The following is a 15,692-nucleotide window of genomic DNA, read 5'->3' on the forward strand; positions in this document are numbered from 1 at the left end:
CCAACCTCCACCAGCAGTTGATTAAGCCTTGGCGCAGCCGTGGTTGCCGGACAGCGCCATTTATGATGCCTGTCACGCCTTCTGACAAAAACCTCGTATGCCTCAATCTTCTGCACGTTCCAGCTTCATGGCTGGTGTTCGCGATACCGTTCCCATGCTGGTGGGAGCCGCGCCCTTCGGCATGATTTTTGGTGCTTTGGTAGGCACCACAGCGCTGGCGGCGTGGCAAGGCCAGTTGATGTCGCTCAGTGTGTTTGCCGGCTCCAGCCAGTTCATTGCCCTCGGGCTCATGGCAGGGCTGGCCGGAACGCTGGTGATCTGGTTTGCGACCTTCATCGTCAACCTGCGTCACATGCTGTACGCGGCGGCCCTTTTGCCGCACGTGGGCCATCTGCCGCCGCGCTGGCGCTGGCTGCTGGGCTTTTTGTTGACCGACGAAACCTTTGCGGTAGTGGACAGCTACTACCGCCAGCATCCTCAGGCGCGTTTGGGGCATTGGTACTTTTTGGGCTCTGGTTTGTCCATGTATGCGAACTGGCAGTGCTGGACTCTGGTGGGGCTGTTGTTTGGTGCGGTGTTCCCGCAGTTGCAGACACTCGGTCTGGACTTTGCGATGGTGGTGACGTTCATTTCCATCGTGGTGCCGCAATTGCTGCGCTTGCCCCACTTGGCGGCGGCTCTGGCGGCGGGCAGCGTGGCGTATGGGCTGAACGACCTGCCTTTCAAGCTGGGCCTGTTGGCCGCCATTGTGGTCGGCGTCGCCATCGGCATGCTGCTGACCCAATGGCGCCTGCACAAGTCAATGCCCGGGAGTGTGACATGAGCGCCACCGTGACGATCCTGGGCATGGCCCTGATCACGTTTGTGATCAAGGCGCTGGTGTTCATTCTGGGTGACCGGGTGAGGTTTGCGCCGACCCTGAAGCTGGCCCTGAGTTTTGTGCCTGTGACGGTGCTGACCGCGATCATTGTGCCGATGGTGTTGGCGCCGCATGGCCGGGGTCCGGAGTTGAGCTGGCACAACCCGCAACTGGTGGCGGCTCTCTTTTCGGTGGTGCTGTGCGCCCTAACCCGGCATCAGCTGCTGACCATCCTGAGCGGGCTACTGGTATTTTTCGGCTGGCAATATTGGGTCGGCTGAAGCCCGCGAATTCACGCAACGTCCTGATTCGATAGCTGGCTGCCCCTATGGGCCAGGCACTACAGCCTGTTTAACTAATTTTGCAAATCTGGCGTTTCGGTCATGCCGGCGCATGGGGGACCCGATTCGGGGTAGGAGCGGTCTTTCGGATGCTTAAGCCGAGTTCGCCCGACGCGCGGGGGCTCGGCAATACCCGCGGCCTGGGCAAAGAATCCGCCATCGTCATACACTGATTGTGCGGTCAGGCGCTTGCGCAGTCAGCGCCTCTACATCCGCCTCACACCCCCATTCACTTTGTTAAATAAAGGAAACGTCATGCTCCCATCTGTTGGCTATGCTGCCCAAACGGCGCAGACTCCTCTGACCCCCTACAGTTTCGAACGGCGCGAGCCGGGTCCGCACGATGTGCAGATAGAGATCATGTATTGCGGCGTCTGCCATTCCGATTTGCACACGGTGCGCGATGAATGGCACAACACGGTTTATCCGGTGGTGCCAGGGCATGAAATTATTGGCCGTGTGACCCAGGTCGGCGAGCATGTTAAAAAATTCAAGGTCGGGCAAATCGCTGGCGTCGGCTGCATGGTCGACTCCTGCCAGACCTGCCCAAGCTGCGCCGAAGGACTGGAGCAATATTGCGAAGTCGGTTTCGTCGGCACCTACAACGGCGAGGAAAAACAGACCGGCGGCATGACTTACGGCGGCTACGCAAACAACATCGTTGTGAACGAAAAATTCGTGCTTCGGGTATCAGAGAAACTTGATCCTGCGGCAGCGGCGCCCTTGCTCTGCGCCGGCATTACAACCTACTCACCGCTGCGCCACTGGAAAGTTGGCAAAGGCCAAAAGGTCGGTATCGTCGGGTTGGGCGGGCTGGGCCATATGGGCGTCAAGATTGCGCATGCGATGGGCGCCCATGTGGTTTTGTTTACAACCTCGCCGGACAAGAAGGAAGATGCGCTGCGCCTGGGTGCCGATGAGGTGGTAATTTCCAAAGACGCTGACCAAATGGCGCAGCATCTGAACAGTTTTGATTTCATCCTCAACACGGTCGCCGCGCCGCACAACCTGGACGCGTTTCTGGTCTTGCTCAAACGCGAAGGCACGATGACCCTGGTGGGCGCGCCCGCCACGCCGCATCCGTCCCCGCAAGTATTCAACCTGATCCTCAAGCGTCGCCATCTGGCGGGCTCGCTGATCGGCGGCATTCAGGAAACGCAGGAAATGCTGGATTTTTGCGCCGAGCATGGAATTACTTCTGACATTGAACTGATCAAAATTCAGGACATCAATACAGCCTACGAGCGCATGCTCAAAAGCGATGTGAAATACCGCTTTGTCATCGACATGGCGTCGCTTCAGTCATAAAGCTGCAGACTGCGCAGTTGACATTTACGTTGACGCGCGCAGCGCGCACTCCCGAGCGCTACCTCCGCCGCCGGCGGTTGTAGCGCTCCAGCCGCTGACTCACGTGCTGACCTTCCCTGGAACGTCACAGGCGCCATGTCTGTGATGCGTAAGGAGTCTTACAGACGCCTGTGCTCCTATGGCTCTAACTTTCTTCCGGTCTTTCGCTTCCCCGCATTGCGGGACTCCGCTTGCGGCACCTCTTCAAGTAATGGCAGCAGCTGAATCGTCCAGTGGCTGATCGAAGATTCGTTGACCAACCCCTCACACTTGCGCACCATTTTTTTCTGATGGCGATAGCTCGGCGCGGCGCAACGGGCTAACCATCTTTTTAGCCGCCAGTATTTCGTTTCACGTCTTTTCAGTCAAAGCGCTCCGCAAAAAGGACCGGGCTGTTTGCGCGCTAGATGGGCGCTAGACGAGCGAGGCAACTAGGCATCTCTTGCCTCGCGCTCAGAACTCGCTTTTAGAAAATAACCAATTTGGTAATTCGATAATTTATTGACTTTATTGACTTTATTGAATTTGACGGCTCGAATTATTAATACCGTTATTGCTCTGGTTGTTTTGAAAAGTAACAACGATTAATAAGTGTTTTTTCCGGCAATAGTTGTTATGCGTTTGCATACAAGTTCATGCAACATATGCGAACAACTATTGCACAATCCGTATGCCCTCTTTAATCCGCATTTGTTTTTATGAAGTTTCTTCGCAAGGCCGGATCACCGGCTTGTTGCCCAACGAATAGTGACCGTGACTTTTCTTCTATGAAATTTCGAGGCATGACATTGATTGAGCTGATGGTCGCGATCGCGCTAGTGGCGATCATCATGGCGATAGGCGTCCCCTCGTATCGTTACATCACCTATAGCAGCCGAATAGCGGGTGAAATAAATTCCTTGCTGGGTGATCTGCAATTTGCTCGATCGGAAGCGGCGAAAGAAGGCGTCCCGGTGACCGTTTGCGCGTCTACCGATGGCACCAGTTGCAGCGGGTCAGCTGCCTGGAGCAGTGGCTGGATTGTTTTCGTTGACAACTCGACTGCCGGGACGGCGGTGCCGGGAAATGCGGTTGTCGACTCTGGCGACACAGTGCTTCGCAAGTATCCCTCTATCGCCGCTTTTGACAGCTTCCTAGCGAGCAATAGCGCGGCCGCATTTACCTTTAATCGCGACGGTTTCCTTATCAATCAAACCGCTGATCCGGTAACGCTGACATTAAAACCTGTGAACGGCACGGACACTAAATGGACTCGTTGTTTGGCCGTTGCCATGATTGGTCGGATGACGGTACAACGGTCGGGTACCGGGGCGTGCGCATGATTGATCGCTCCTCGCGCCGTTCGCAAAGCGGCTTCAGTCTGCTCGAAGTCATGATTTCGCTATTGGTCATTGCGATTGGTTTGCTGGGTGTAGCAAAAACGCAGGCACTGGCCATCGGCAATACAAAAACGGCTGGCTCTCGCTCACTTGCAGCGCTCCATGCGGCAAGTATTGCTTCTGCCATGCATGCAAACAAGGGCTATTGGGCTTCTGGATTGGCGCCTGCCAGTTTGACGATATCGAATACAACCGTCTCTGATGCCACCCTCAATAGCCAAAGTATGAATTGCACTGCCAGCTCATGCACGTCCGTTCAACTGGCGGGATACGACCTGAAGACTATATGGGGTCCGGCAGTGCAGCAGCAGCTGCCCGGCGGCACCGGAACCATCGCATGCTCAAACGCCGTTGGCGTTGCCGTGACTTGCACCGTGACCGTTAGTTGGAACGAGAAATACATCGGGCTCAACCAGGCGACCGTGGACACCAGTAAGCAAACCTCGATTCAAAGCGTCGCCTTGCTGGTTGAGCCATGAGTTACAACCCCCTACGAAGTCAGGCGCCAAAAAGACATCAATCCGGCATGTCCTTGTTGGAAATCTTAGTGGCCTTGTCGATCGGGTTCTTCTTGTTGACAGGCATCATCACGGTGTTTTCTGCGACGCGCCAGAACTTTACCGCGCAAGGTCAGATGTCGCAGTTGCAGGACGATCAGCGAATGGCCATGGGGATCGTCACGACCGTTCTTCAGGAAGCCGGATTTTTTCCTGCGCCTCAAACTACCACGGTCGCCGTGGCGCTTCCTGTCGCCGCGCCCTTCACGGCGGTCGGGCAGTCCGTTAGCGGCGTCAACACTGCTGGCGCTCCGGATACGCTGACGGTGCGCTACCTGGCTGGGGCAAATGGCGGCGACAGCATGACCGACTGCAATGGGAAACTGAACACCACCGCTCTGACCGTCACCTTTGTCAACACCTTTGCGATCAACGCGAACAAGGAGTTGACCTGTTCAGTGAACGGCGGTGTCCAGCGACCTCTTGTTGGCGGGATTACCGGATTAACCATTCTTTTTGGCGTGGACTCGGACGGCAATGGATCAGTCAATCAATATCTCCCGGCCGCTAGCATTGCCGCCAGTGCTTGGCCGGGAGTGCTCTCAGCGCTTGTAACGATGACGTTTCAAAACCCATTGGCCGGACAGCCTGGGCAAAATGCCACGATTTCGTTAACAAGATTCATCAGTCTTATGGGCAAATCATGAAGCCAGGAATCGTTAATCCAAACGCGGCGCAAGTCCGTTCACTGCAAAAGGAGCGCGGCATCGTGCTGGTCACCGCGCTGCTTATTTTGGTCGTTCTGACACTGCTCTCGGTGAGCATGTTCCGCACTTTCGGGCTATCCGAACGAATCGCGGGCAACACCCGAGAAAAACAACGTGCCTTTCATGCGGCGCAAAGTGCCATGCAATACGCTGAGTGGTGGCTGACGCAAGGCAACGGCTCAGCGGGGACGACTTGCTCTGGGCTTTTAACCGCAGACGGTACGACACCGACAACGCAAGTTTGTAATAACGCAATGACCGCCCCGCAAACCGCTGCGGTGCCCTGGCAGACCAGCAGTGGTGCCAGCCTTGGCGTGGCTTACACCCCGCCTGGAATGACCGTCGCGGCAGCCGGGCAAGCAGGCGCGTACGCCGCGTCGGCCCGGTTCTACATCACGCCGCTGGGCGCCGACCCAGCCGACTCGACGGGCAACTCTCAACTTTATCAAATCAGTGCCATGAGTACTGGCGGTAACAATGTTGCTGCGTCAGTGGTTCAAAGTGTGTATTCCATCAAGACTGGCGTCGTTGACGCAGGGGGTTTGTAATGCAATCCAAGAATTTCCGCCGCCGCAAGTTATCTTTGTTGCTCACCCTGCTTCTGACGGATTGGGCCAGTGCAGCCCCGGTGGTGGTCACTGACGACTTTACCGGCACTACGGCCACCAATCCCTGGCAAACTTTCGGCGGCGCATGTCTGACCGCATCCACCTCGACCAGTACTGCCAGTGGAAATATCCCGGGTTGCGTTAACAACTCTTATTACACCGATATTTTTCGCATCAAGGGGGGAACCATGGGCGGCGGCCAAACCGGGACCTTGCCTGACGCCGCTGGCAATGGCGCGCTACGGTTGACCGCCGTTGGAAATGACGAGCGGGGCGCCATCATCTCTAACTTCGACTTTGCGAAGGATGCCGGTTTGAGCGTTGTTTTCAAAACCGTCACTTATGGCGGAAATGGCGCCGATGGCATGTCGTTTTTCCTAATGGATTCAACCGCCACCCCAGCGCTAGGAGGTTCAGGAGGAAGTCTGGCGTATTCATGTAGTAACGTTAACGATTTCTACGAGGGTGTACCGGGGGCTTACATCGGGCTGGGGATGGATGAATACGGAAATTTTTTGAACGCCAGCGACAACACGGCTACCGGGGCCGGGTTTTCGGCAAATCGAATCGGTCTGCGCGGGGCGGGAAATATTACGTGGAATAACTTAAAAAGTATTGGCATTTATCCTTCGAATCTCTCATCAAACGACCAAAAACTCGCTGTTCAAAACACCTGTAAAACGGGAACCGTGTGGGACTACTCAAAGAATAATTCGAAACTCCAAGATACTAAAGCTACGATTCTGGATTACCCACTGATCCCAGGCGGCTACACCAACAGTGCCTCACTGTGGAAAAATACCGCCCTTCGGCCGAACGCCACCCCCATTACCTACAACCTGAAACTTACCGCGACGGGCTTGCTTAGTTTGTCTTACAGCGTGAACGGGGGGAATTACCAGCCGGTGCTGACCAATCAATCCATCTCGGCATCCAATGGCCCCATGCCCGACAGGTTTAAGTTTGGATTCACAGGCGCGACCGGTGGCTCAAATAATATCCACGAAGTCTTGTGCTTCCAGGCCGGCCCCGCCGAAATTTCAACCAGCAGCGCCGGCATCAACACGCAGCAGTCAGGGCAGGTCAAGACCGGCACTCAAATTTATCTGGCCTACTACCACACCAATAATTGGTGGGGACAATTAACCTCGCAGAACTTGCTGTATTCCAGTGCCAACAACGGCACGGTGTCCATCAGTCCGACCGCGAATTGGGATGCTTCCTGCGTATTGACGGGCGGTAAATGCGATGCCACCAATGTCGCCGCCATGACGCCGCAATCGCCGGTCAAGAGGGTCATGCTGACATGGAGTGGGCTAGCAGGTACTCCCTCAGTAGGCAGTCCCGCCGTAGGCATTCCCTTTGAGTGGACCAGTCTTTCGAGTTCGCAGCAAACTGCTTTAACTTCAGGTGATGCTTCGGCCACTTCCGACCGCTTGAACTTCTTGCGCGGTGACCGCACCAAGGAACTAACGACCACCGGTGCAAATATGTACCGTATGCGCACAAGCGTGCTGGGTGACATCATTGATTCAAGCCCGACATGGGTGGGTGGTCCCTCTGCACCCTATGCCGACGTGTGGGTCGACAGCACCCAACCTAGAGCGGCCGCGTCCGCGCTGCCGGAGAATGCAGCGTCTCCGTATTCTTCATTCGTAATGGCCAACGCGACGCGACAAAATGTGGTGTACGTGGGGGCCGACGATGGCTTCCTGCATGGGTTTCGCGCGGGGGCTTACGACACGACCGGCAATTTTGTCAACAACAGTACTTCTCCAAATGACGGGGCTGAGGTGCTTGCCTATATGCCGTCTTCTGTGCTGAAAACTATTCACAGCACCACGGCTACTGCGGATTACTCCAATACCCAGTATGCGCAGGCGTTTAGCGTCGACGGAACGCCCTACGCTGGCGATCTGTATTACAAAAATGCCTGGCACACCTGGTTGACGGGTGGCATTGGGCCAGGGGGCAGCGATGTTTGGGCCCTCGATATTACAAATCCCAGCACCACTAATTTTGTGGAGGCGAATGCCTCCAGCCTGGTGATGGGCGATTGGTCCGCTGGATCATTTGCCTGTGTTGGAGATAGCGGGACACCAAACTGCAGCAGCAATTTGGGCCAAACATTCGGTACGCCCCAAATTCGCCGCTTTCACAACGGAATGTGGGGCCTAGTCTTTGGCAATGGCCTTAACAGTACAAACGGCAAGGCCGGAATTTTCATAGTCACCATCGACCCCACGACTGCGGCGCAGAAGGTCTACTACCTCGACACGGGGACCACTTCAAACGGCATCACGTATGTGACACCGGCTGATCTGGACGGCGATCACACGGTTGACTATATCTACGCCGGAGACGTTAAAGGCAACGTGTGGCGATTTGACGTGACCAGTACTTCGCCGAGCAACTGGGCCGCCTCCAAGTACGGCAACGCCGCGGCCACGCCGCTATTTACAGCGGCCAGCAACCAGCCGATTACCACGAAGCCCCTGGTAGCCATCGTCCCAACCACCACCGGGGCGTCTCGTGTCGTTGTTAGTTTTGGTACCGGGCAGCAAGTCCCTCAAACCTTACTGTCCCCCGCAACCTATGCAAGCGGTTCTCAGGCCTTGTATGGGATTTGGGATTGGGATATGGCGGCTTGGAATTTACTCAATCCGGCTGCGCCGAAAAGCGCCACCACGGGTAGAAAAACAATCGCTCAAACAGATTTAACCCAACAAACCGTGACCGCTACCTATCCAACGACCACGACCAACGGGGTATCGGGGTATCGCACCGTCAGTAACACCGCCGTGTGCTGGCAAGGCAGTACTACGTGCACCAGCGGCAACAACCAATGGGGATGGGAACTCGTTCTGCCGACGTCGAGCGAGCAGGTCATCTACAGCCCGATTCTTGCCCAGGGTGCCGTCATCGTCAACACGACCATACCGGCCAACAATTCTGCGTTGACCTGTTCAATCAACCCCAACACCGGTTGGACGATGGCCGTCGATCCTGCTACGGGTGGGGCATTCAAACAGTCGTTTTTCGGTGATGCCAGTAATAACTTTGTGAGCTATAACGGCGCCAAGGTCAGCGGGATCCAGATCGGCGCGGTAGGTAGTCCCTCCGTGGTCACTGCCTCGAACAGCCCCTATCTGGTGAATCAAACCAGTGCCGGCACAGGGCACGTGGACAAAATTGCGCCGCCCGGAGGCACCCTTGGTAAGCGGCTGACATGGCAGCAACTGCGTTAACGGAGCGATCTATGGAAATTGCTGGTTTTAGCCTCGGTAGCGAGCCTGCCGCTTGCCTGAAAGAGATGGCTGTTTCACGCGCTCGGAAGCACCACGGGCTATCGTCATCGAGGCCCGCAGGGCTTTTCGGTTTTACCCTCATTGAGTTGATGATTGTGGTGGCTGTGGTGGCCTTATTGGCGGCGGTTGCACTACCAAGCTACCGGGCGCAAGTCCGCAAATCCAAAAGGACTGATGCAAAGATGTCGCTGCTGGACTTGGCGAGCCGCGAGGAGCGCTACTCCACCACCAACAATTCCTATACCATCGCGTACGCCAACCTGGGCTTCGCAAGCGATTTTCCGGTCGCGGTCCCAAGTGCAACGACGTTCAACTATGCCTTGGCAGTAACGGCTGCAGGCACGAGCACCTTCACGATTACGGCGACTCCGAACGGAGATCAGGTAAATGACACCTGCGGAACGTATCAACTCACCGAACAAGGCGTTCAAAGTAATACCGGAGCGACAACGGATTCCGCGACCTGCTGGCGTTGATAGCGCGAAGCTTCGAGCGGGCAAAGTCTCGTTAGCTACCCAGCCTGCGATGCGTTCGCGCACTCACAGTCCGCTCACAAAAACCCAATGGAAAGCCATGGAATCGCCGCCACGATGACGGTGCCGATAAACAGCGCGAGCATATAGCCCACGATGGGGCGAATGCCTTCGTCTGGCGGCACCCGGCCAATCGCGCAGGCGGCGTAATAGCCCACACCCAACGGCGGGGCGAACAGCCCCAGGCCCATCGACAAGACGACCACCATCGCGTAGTGCACATCGTGTATGCCTAGCTGACGTGCGATTGGGAACAGTAGTGGACCGAACAACACGATGGCGGGGATGCCCTCGAGCACGGAGCCAAGTACCACGAACGCCAGGATGGACACGGCCATGAACATGGGCGCACCGCCGGGCAAGCCGCCCATGGTTTCGGCCAGCAGCCGCGAGAATCCTGATTGCGTGAGGCCCCACGCCATGGCGGTGGCGGTGCCGATGATGAGCAAAATGGAACCCGACAAGGCGGCCGTGTCGACCAGCATGTGGCCGAGGCGTTTGAAGTCGAACTGCCGGTAAATAAACAGCCCTGCCAACACCGAGTACGCAATGCCAATAGTCGATACCTCCGTTGCGGTGGCTACGCCCTCCACCACTGCGGCGCGAATCACAAAAGGCAGGGCCAGCGCGGGAAAAGCGATGACACCCAGGCGAGCCACACGCGCCCAAGGCGTGCGCTGAACCTGGCTGAGATCTTCGAAACGATTGCGCCGGTGCACCACGACACACAGCATCAGGCCGAGCACCAGCGCGGGCAACAAGCCTCCGGTGAACAGCGCGGAGATCGAAATCCCCGTGACCGAACCAATCGTGATGAGCACCAGGCTGGGCGGCACCGTTTCCGTCTGCGCGCCGGTGGCGGCGAGTAGTGCGACCAGTTCGCCCGGCTTGGCGCCGCGGCTTTTCATTTCCGGAAAAAGAGCGGGCGCAATGGCCGCCATGTCCGCCGCCTTGGAGCCCGATATACCCGACACCAGGTACATCGCCCCAACCAGCACGTACGACAAACCGCCTTTGACGTGGCCGAGCAGGCTGGCCAGAAAGCTGATCATGGCGCGGGCCATGCCGGTCATTTCAATCAGCAGGCCGAGAAACACAAACAGCGGTACGGCCAGCAGGATCAGGTGTGACATGCCCTCGTCCATGCGTCCGACCAAAGCGGGCATGGGGGTTGCCGTGGTGAGCGCCAGATAGCCGAAAGTCGCCAGGCCAAACGAAAATGCAATCGGGATACCGGCAAATACGCAGCCGCCCGCAACGCCGACAAAGAAGATCAGCAAATTGATGCGCCCCAGATCGGCGAACAGGGGACTGGCCAACCAGAAGGCCAGCACGATGGCCGCGACGATAGCCACCGACTGAAGCACTTGGCGATTGGACGCCGAGCGCAGCAGGCGCAGCAGCGCAAACACGCCCATCAGCGCGATGCCCACAGGCAAGGCCGCAGCACGCCAGAGGTTCGAGATTTCCAATGCCGGCGTGGTGATGACCATTTCGTCGTGCGCGTATTCCCACGCCGGGCCCACCACCATGACCAGGAAAGCCAGGCAGGCAGCGGTGGCAACCAGTTCATACACGGCGCGTCGTGACGCGGCCACACCGCTGACAAACGCCGTCATGCGCATGTGCTCGCCACGCCGCAACGCAACGACCGAGCCCAGCAGCGCCAGCCACAAAAACAGGATGGAGGCGAGCTCGTCGGACCACAGCAGCGGCGAATGAAACGCATAGCGCGCCACCACGCCCGCAAATAACACCAGGATGTCGGTCAGCACCAGCAGCGCGGCCGGCACGGCGACCATCAGGCCGAGTAGCGTATCGAGCTTTTCCACCCAGCGAGGCCCGCCTGGCCCCGAAGCCTGCGGCTTGTCGGCTGCCAGGCCAGCGCTCACGCCAATTTGCCGGTGTATTTCTCCAGGACAGCCCAGGCTTCGTCACCAAATTTTTTGTGCCAATCGGCATAAAAGTTGGCAGAGCGCAGTTTTGCGCGGAACAGGTCGGCATTGGTGGTGTTGATGATCATGCCCTTGCCTTTGAGATCGGCCAGCAGGTTGTCGTTGAGCTGACGGACGTCGTCGCGCTGCTTCAGGCCGGCCGCGTTGACGTTGCTGCTGACAATAGCGCGCAAATCTGCGGGCAAACGCTCGAACGATTTTTTGTTGCCGAGGAACCAGAAACCATCCCACATGTGGTTGGTGAGGGAGCAGTACTTCTGGACTTCATTCAGCTTGGCGGTCGCAATAATCGCCAGCGGATTTTCCTGTGCGTCCACCACCTTGGTCTGCAGCGATGAATAGACCTCGGCGAAGTTGATGGTTGCGGGGGCCGCCTCAAAAGCCTTGAACATAGAGACCCAAAACGGGCTCGGTGGAATGCGGATCTTCATGCCTTTGAGATCTTCAGGCTGATTCACCGGCCGCGTGCTGGTGGTGATCTGGCGGTAGCCGTTGTCCCAGATTTTTTCGAAAGCAAACAAGGTGGACGCACCTTCGATTTGCTTGCGTACGTGCACACCCAGGTCGCCGTCCATAGCCGGCCAAACCTGGCCGTAGTCTTTGAATGCAAAACCGACGCCGCTAATTTGCGCAGCGGGCACCAGCGTCCCCAGAATCAACGGTGACAAGGTAAAAAAGTCGAGCGCGCCGGAGCGAGCTTGCGACAGCATATCGGTGTCATTGCCGAGCTGGTTGTTCGGGTACACCTCGAAGGCAATGCGCCCTTTAGATTCGGCATTGATTTTGGTCGCCATTTCCGCGGCCCGCACATTCATAGGGTGGGCAATCGGCAAGTTGTTGCCATACTTAAGTGTGAACTCTGCTTTCTGTGCAAATGCGTTGCCGAAAGGCAGCGCCAGCGCGCTTGCGCCGGCCATCAGGGTGCGTCGTGTGATGTTCATGGGTTTGTCTCCTGAATTTATTGAGGGATAGGTGAGTGAGTTGGCCGACCGATGCAAGGAGGGGCAGAACTGACTAATGTACGACGGGATCGCGCCAGCTCTGCTTGGTGAAAACGCCCGCTTTCAGGGTTTCAGTGCGGTGGGCGGCGGTTGTGCAAGCCGGACATCTCGCCGACGAAGGTACTCGGCACGGATGTCTTTTTTAACCAGCTTTCCGTAAGCACTGGTCGGCAGGGAAGGCCAAAACTCGATGCTGCGAGGCCATTTGTACTTGGCCAGCTGCGGCTGCAGGCGGACAAACACCTCTTCAATGGCAAGGTGCACCCCCGCGTTGCGGGGTGAGAGCACCGCCACTCCGACTTCACCCCATTGCGCATCCGGTATGCCAAACACCACGGCTTCCCCAATTTCGGGAATGGTGCGCAAGGCTTCTTCAATTTCTCTCGGATAGACGTTGGAGCCACCCGAGATGTACATGTCGGAGGAGCGGCCCGTGATGGTAATAAAGCCGCGCTCGTCGATAGTGCCGAGGTCGCCGGTATGAAACCAGCCGCCGCGAAAGGCCTGTTGATTAGCCTGGGGATTGTTCCAGTAACCGGCAAATACGGCGAGACCGCGGGTGCAAATTTCACCTTGTTCCATCGTCGCTACGGGTTGGCAATGCGCATCGAGTACGGCCACCTCCATCATGGCGCGCGCAGTGCCGCAGGTTCCCAGCAACGCACCGCCACCCTCCAAATGTTCGTGCGGACGCAACACCGTGATATTGCCGGTGACTTCCCCCAACCCGAAGTACTGCACGATCACCGCACCGAAGACGTCCAACGCCTTGCGCTGGTCGGTGCGACTCATGGGCGCGCCTGCATAAATTATTTGTTTGAGGCTGGAATGATCAAACCGCGCCGCCGCAGGGTCTTCGGCCAGGCGCTTGAGAATGGTGGGTACGGTAAACATATTGGCCACGCGGTGCCGTTCGATGGCCTCGAAAGCAGCCGCGCAGTCCAGGCTTTCTCCCGGCAACAAAATGCTGGCTGCACCGCGCGCCGTATTGACGAGCGCATGAATGCCGGCCCCGTGAGAAAGCGGTGCCACCACCAGCGAGGACTGGGTTTCACGCAAGCCCGGCAGCAGATCGGCCAGATGGTTGGTGATGACAAACGCCATCTGACCGTGGGTCAGCACCGCGGCTTTGGGCTGCCCGGTGGTGCCGGAGGTAAAGAAGAACCAGAGCGGGTGATGGGCGGTGACCTCGACAGCCTCGAAAAAAACGGAGTGAGGGCCGGACACCTTTTCTTCATACGCCGGGTCATCGCATCGGATGACCTGGCGCAACGCGGGCGATGCAGCCTGCGCCGCTGCTGCATGGGCCTCAAACGCCTGTTGCGTGAGCATCACTGACGCACCGCTGGATTGGGCCATGTAGGCCACCTCGCTGGGCGTGAGCCGGTAGTTCACCGGAACCCAAACGGCACCGAGTTTGAAGGCCGCCCAAGCCGATTCCAACAACGGCAAACCATTGACCATTTGCACCAGGATACGGTCGCCGGCATGAACCCCCTGCGTCGCCAAATGAAAGGCCAGCGCATCCACACGCTGGTTGATCTGCCACCAGGTGTGGCTCCGCTCGCCATGAATCAGGCCGGGGCGGCGGGGATACTTGCGGGCGGTCTGCGTCAGCAAGTTGCCGACGTTCATCACTTGCGCCAAGCCTTGCGGCATCTCGGGCGGACGGCGCGCACTCGTCATGCCGAACGCTCCAGAATGCTGGCGTAGTTGGCCACAGCGACACCGCCCATGTTGAAGACCCCGGCCAGCTGCGCGCCAGGCAACTGCATATCGGCAGCTTCGTCCACCAGTTGCATGGCGGCCAGTACATGTTGGGACACGCCCGTGGCGCCAATGGGGTGCCCTTTGGCCTTCAATCCCCCTGAAAGATTAATCGGCAAACGCCCACCGCGCCGGGTTTGACCCTCGCGCACGATGGCGGGTCCCTGACCCGGTTTGGCCAGGCCCATCGCCTCCACTTCCAGTAACTCCGCAATCGTAAAACAGTCATGCGTTTCAACCAGCGACAAATCGTCCAGCGCGCAACCAGCCTCGGCAAAGGCGCGTTGCCACGCCTGCTGCACGCCTTCAAAACGCAGAATATCGCGCCGGGAAACGGGCATGTAATCGTTCAGCGACTGGGCCGCGCGGAACTTCACGGCACGCTTGAAATTGCCGCGGGCCAGAGCTCGCTCGCTACAAAGTATCAAAGCCGCTGCGCCATCGGAGATCAGTGAGCAATCGGTACGGCGCAATGGACCCGCGACGATCGGGTTTTTGTCACTCACCGTGTTGCAAAAGTCAAAGCCCAGGTCGCGTCGCACATGCGCATAAGGATTAGCGACAGCATTGAGGTGGTTCTTGGCCGAGATGTGTGCCAGTGCATCGCTGGCGTCGCCATAGGTATCAAAATATTTTTGCGCGATGCCGGCAAATACGCCGGCAAACCCGGTGCTCGATGTTTCTTCCTTGACGTACGAGCATTTCAGCAGCACGTCACCGACTTGCGCCGTAGGCAGGCCATTCATGCGCTCGTAGCCAACCACCAGCACCACATCGGCCGCGCCCGCGCGAATGGCTTGAATACCTGTGTAGATGCTGGCTGACCCGGTGGCACAGGCATTTTCCACCCGCAAGGAGGGTTTGAAGCGCAAGCCGGGTTGTGCGTTGATGGCCAGTGAAGACGGAAAGTCCTGACCGACAAAGCCGCCGTTGAATGTGCCGACCACCACGGAGTCGACGTCGGCGGCCGTGAGTCCGCCATCCGCAAGGGCCTCGCGCACGGCATCCGAAATCAGTGTTTCCGGGTCGAGCTGGTCGAACTTGCCAAACTTGGAGTGGGACCAGCCCACGATATGAACGCCAGGGGTGCTGTGGGTAGTCACGGAAATGCCCTCAAGGTTTACTATGTGAAACGAATTTGCTTGCGCAGAAAGTTACGGTTACGCGGTTCCCTATTTAAAGTCATGACAAAGCCCCTTAGCTTAGGCTGAAACGGTTCGCGCAACAGCCCATTTTGACACTGCGACACCAAAAAGCAGTCCACTATGTGATCGGGTCGGCACGGGTTTATACCGATCGTCGGGTTCAACATATGAACCCAAAATCGCTT

At 57.6% G+C, this 15,692-nt stretch carries 13 protein-coding genes; 9 read left to right on the top strand and 4 right to left on the bottom strand.

Annotated elements, in window-relative coordinates:
* The first annotated feature begins 97 nt into the window (after positions 1-97).
* The 9 genes from HHJ16_RS05705 to HHJ16_RS05745 all read left to right on the top strand — a co-directional run bounded on the left by HHJ16_RS05705 (position 98) and on the right by HHJ16_RS05745 (position 9,582).
* Positions 98-823, top strand: a complete 726-nt coding sequence (locus HHJ16_RS05705; RefSeq protein WP_293641497.1) for an AzlC family ABC transporter permease — start codon at positions 98-100, stop codon at positions 821-823.
* Entirely contained in the window at positions 820-1,140 is a 321-nt protein-coding gene (locus HHJ16_RS05710; RefSeq protein ID WP_293641498.1) for an AzlD domain-containing protein, read from the top strand. Before HHJ16_RS05705 ends, HHJ16_RS05710 begins: the two co-directional genes overlap by 4 nt.
* Before the next feature lie 315 nt (positions 1,141-1,455).
* The gene (locus HHJ16_RS05715) at positions 1,456-2,508 is read left to right on the top strand and encodes an NAD(P)-dependent alcohol dehydrogenase (protein ID WP_293641500.1); all 1,053 of its coding nucleotides are present in this window, start codon (positions 1,456-1,458) and stop codon (positions 2,506-2,508) included.
* A gap of 806 nt (positions 2,509-3,314) precedes the next feature.
* Entirely contained in the window at positions 3,315-3,869 is a 555-nt protein-coding gene (locus HHJ16_RS05720) for a GspH/FimT family pseudopilin (protein ID WP_293641502.1), read from the top strand.
* Entirely contained in the window at positions 3,866-4,405 is a 540-nt protein-coding gene (pilV, locus tag HHJ16_RS05725) for a type IV pilus modification protein PilV (RefSeq protein ID WP_293641504.1), read from the top strand. The genes HHJ16_RS05720 and pilV overlap by 4 nt, the downstream gene beginning before the upstream one ends.
* Complete coding sequence (locus HHJ16_RS05730; RefSeq protein ID WP_293641506.1) at positions 4,402-5,130, top strand: PilW family protein; 729 nt, start codon at positions 4,402-4,404, stop codon at positions 5,128-5,130. The genes pilV and HHJ16_RS05730 overlap by 4 nt, the downstream gene beginning before the upstream one ends.
* Positions 5,127-5,738, top strand: coding sequence for a PilX N-terminal domain-containing pilus assembly protein (locus HHJ16_RS05735; protein ID WP_293641508.1), 612 nt, complete (start codon positions 5,127-5,129; stop codon positions 5,736-5,738). The genes HHJ16_RS05730 and HHJ16_RS05735 overlap by 4 nt, the downstream gene beginning before the upstream one ends.
* Positions 5,738-9,046 carry a PilC/PilY family type IV pilus protein gene (locus HHJ16_RS05740; protein WP_293641509.1) on the top strand — a complete coding sequence of 1,103 codons (3,309 nt, stop codon included), beginning with the start codon at positions 5,738-5,740 and terminating at the stop codon, positions 9,044-9,046. Before HHJ16_RS05735 ends, HHJ16_RS05740 begins: the two co-directional genes overlap by 1 nt.
* A gap of 11 nt (positions 9,047-9,057) precedes the next feature.
* Complete coding sequence (locus HHJ16_RS05745) at positions 9,058-9,582, top strand: type IV pilin protein (protein ID WP_293641510.1); 525 nt, start codon at positions 9,058-9,060, stop codon at positions 9,580-9,582.
* Between the two features lie 74 nt (positions 9,583-9,656).
* On the opposite strand, the gene HHJ16_RS05750 is transcribed toward HHJ16_RS05745, so the two are convergent.
* From HHJ16_RS05750 to HHJ16_RS05765, 4 genes are all read right to left on the bottom strand, one after another.
* Positions 9,657-11,519 (bottom strand): TRAP transporter large permease subunit, encoded by a 1,863-nt coding sequence (locus HHJ16_RS05750; RefSeq protein WP_293641571.1) that lies wholly within the window; start codon positions 11,517-11,519, stop codon positions 9,657-9,659.
* 8 nt (positions 11,520-11,527) lie between these two features.
* Positions 11,528-12,511, bottom strand: coding sequence for a TRAP transporter substrate-binding protein (locus HHJ16_RS05755; protein ID WP_293641572.1), 984 nt, complete (start codon positions 12,509-12,511; stop codon positions 11,528-11,530).
* 147 nt (positions 12,512-12,658) lie between these two features.
* A complete protein-coding gene (locus HHJ16_RS05760; protein WP_293641511.1) occupies positions 12,659-14,281 on the bottom strand; it encodes an AMP-binding protein in 1,623 nt (540 codons plus the stop codon).
* Positions 14,278-15,465, bottom strand: coding sequence for an acetyl-CoA acetyltransferase (locus HHJ16_RS05765; protein ID WP_293641512.1), 1,188 nt, complete (start codon positions 15,463-15,465; stop codon positions 14,278-14,280). Before HHJ16_RS05765 ends, HHJ16_RS05760 begins: the two co-directional genes overlap by 4 nt.
* Between the last annotated feature and the right edge of the window lie 227 nt (positions 15,466-15,692).

The organism is Polaromonas sp. (genome assembly GCF_012927485.1).
Lineage (GTDB): Bacteria > Pseudomonadota > Gammaproteobacteria > Burkholderiales > Burkholderiaceae_C > Polaromonas.

Excerpts from the sequence above, each read along its gene's own strand:
- HHJ16_RS05720 (WP_293641502.1), top strand. The coding sequence starts at position 3,315 with ATGAAATTTCGAGGCATGACATTGATTGAGCTGATGGTCGCGATCGCG.
- HHJ16_RS05760 (WP_293641511.1), bottom strand. The coding sequence starts at position 14,281 with ATGACGAGTGCGCGCCGTCCGCCCGAGATGCCGCAAGGCTTGGCGCAA.
- HHJ16_RS05745 (WP_293641510.1), top strand. The coding sequence starts at position 9,058 with ATGGAAATTGCTGGTTTTAGCCTCGGTAGCGAGCCTGCCGCTTGCCTG.
- pilV (WP_293641504.1), top strand. The coding sequence starts at position 3,866 with ATGATTGATCGCTCCTCGCGCCGTTCGCAAAGCGGCTTCAGTCTGCTC.
- HHJ16_RS05705 (WP_293641497.1), top strand. The coding sequence starts at position 98 with ATGCCTCAATCTTCTGCACGTTCCAGCTTCATGGCTGGTGTTCGCGAT.
- HHJ16_RS05735 (WP_293641508.1), top strand. The coding sequence starts at position 5,127 with ATGAAGCCAGGAATCGTTAATCCAAACGCGGCGCAAGTCCGTTCACTG.
- HHJ16_RS05730 (WP_293641506.1), top strand. The coding sequence starts at position 4,402 with ATGAGTTACAACCCCCTACGAAGTCAGGCGCCAAAAAGACATCAATCC.
- HHJ16_RS05740 (WP_293641509.1), top strand. The coding sequence starts at position 5,738 with ATGCAATCCAAGAATTTCCGCCGCCGCAAGTTATCTTTGTTGCTCACC.
- HHJ16_RS05755 (WP_293641572.1), bottom strand. The coding sequence starts at position 12,511 with ATGGCCGGCGCAAGCGCGCTGGCGCTGCCTTTCGGCAACGCATTTGCA.
- HHJ16_RS05715 (WP_293641500.1), top strand. The coding sequence starts at position 1,456 with ATGCTCCCATCTGTTGGCTATGCTGCCCAAACGGCGCAGACTCCTCTG.
- HHJ16_RS05710 (WP_293641498.1), top strand. The coding sequence starts at position 820 with ATGAGCGCCACCGTGACGATCCTGGGCATGGCCCTGATCACGTTTGTG.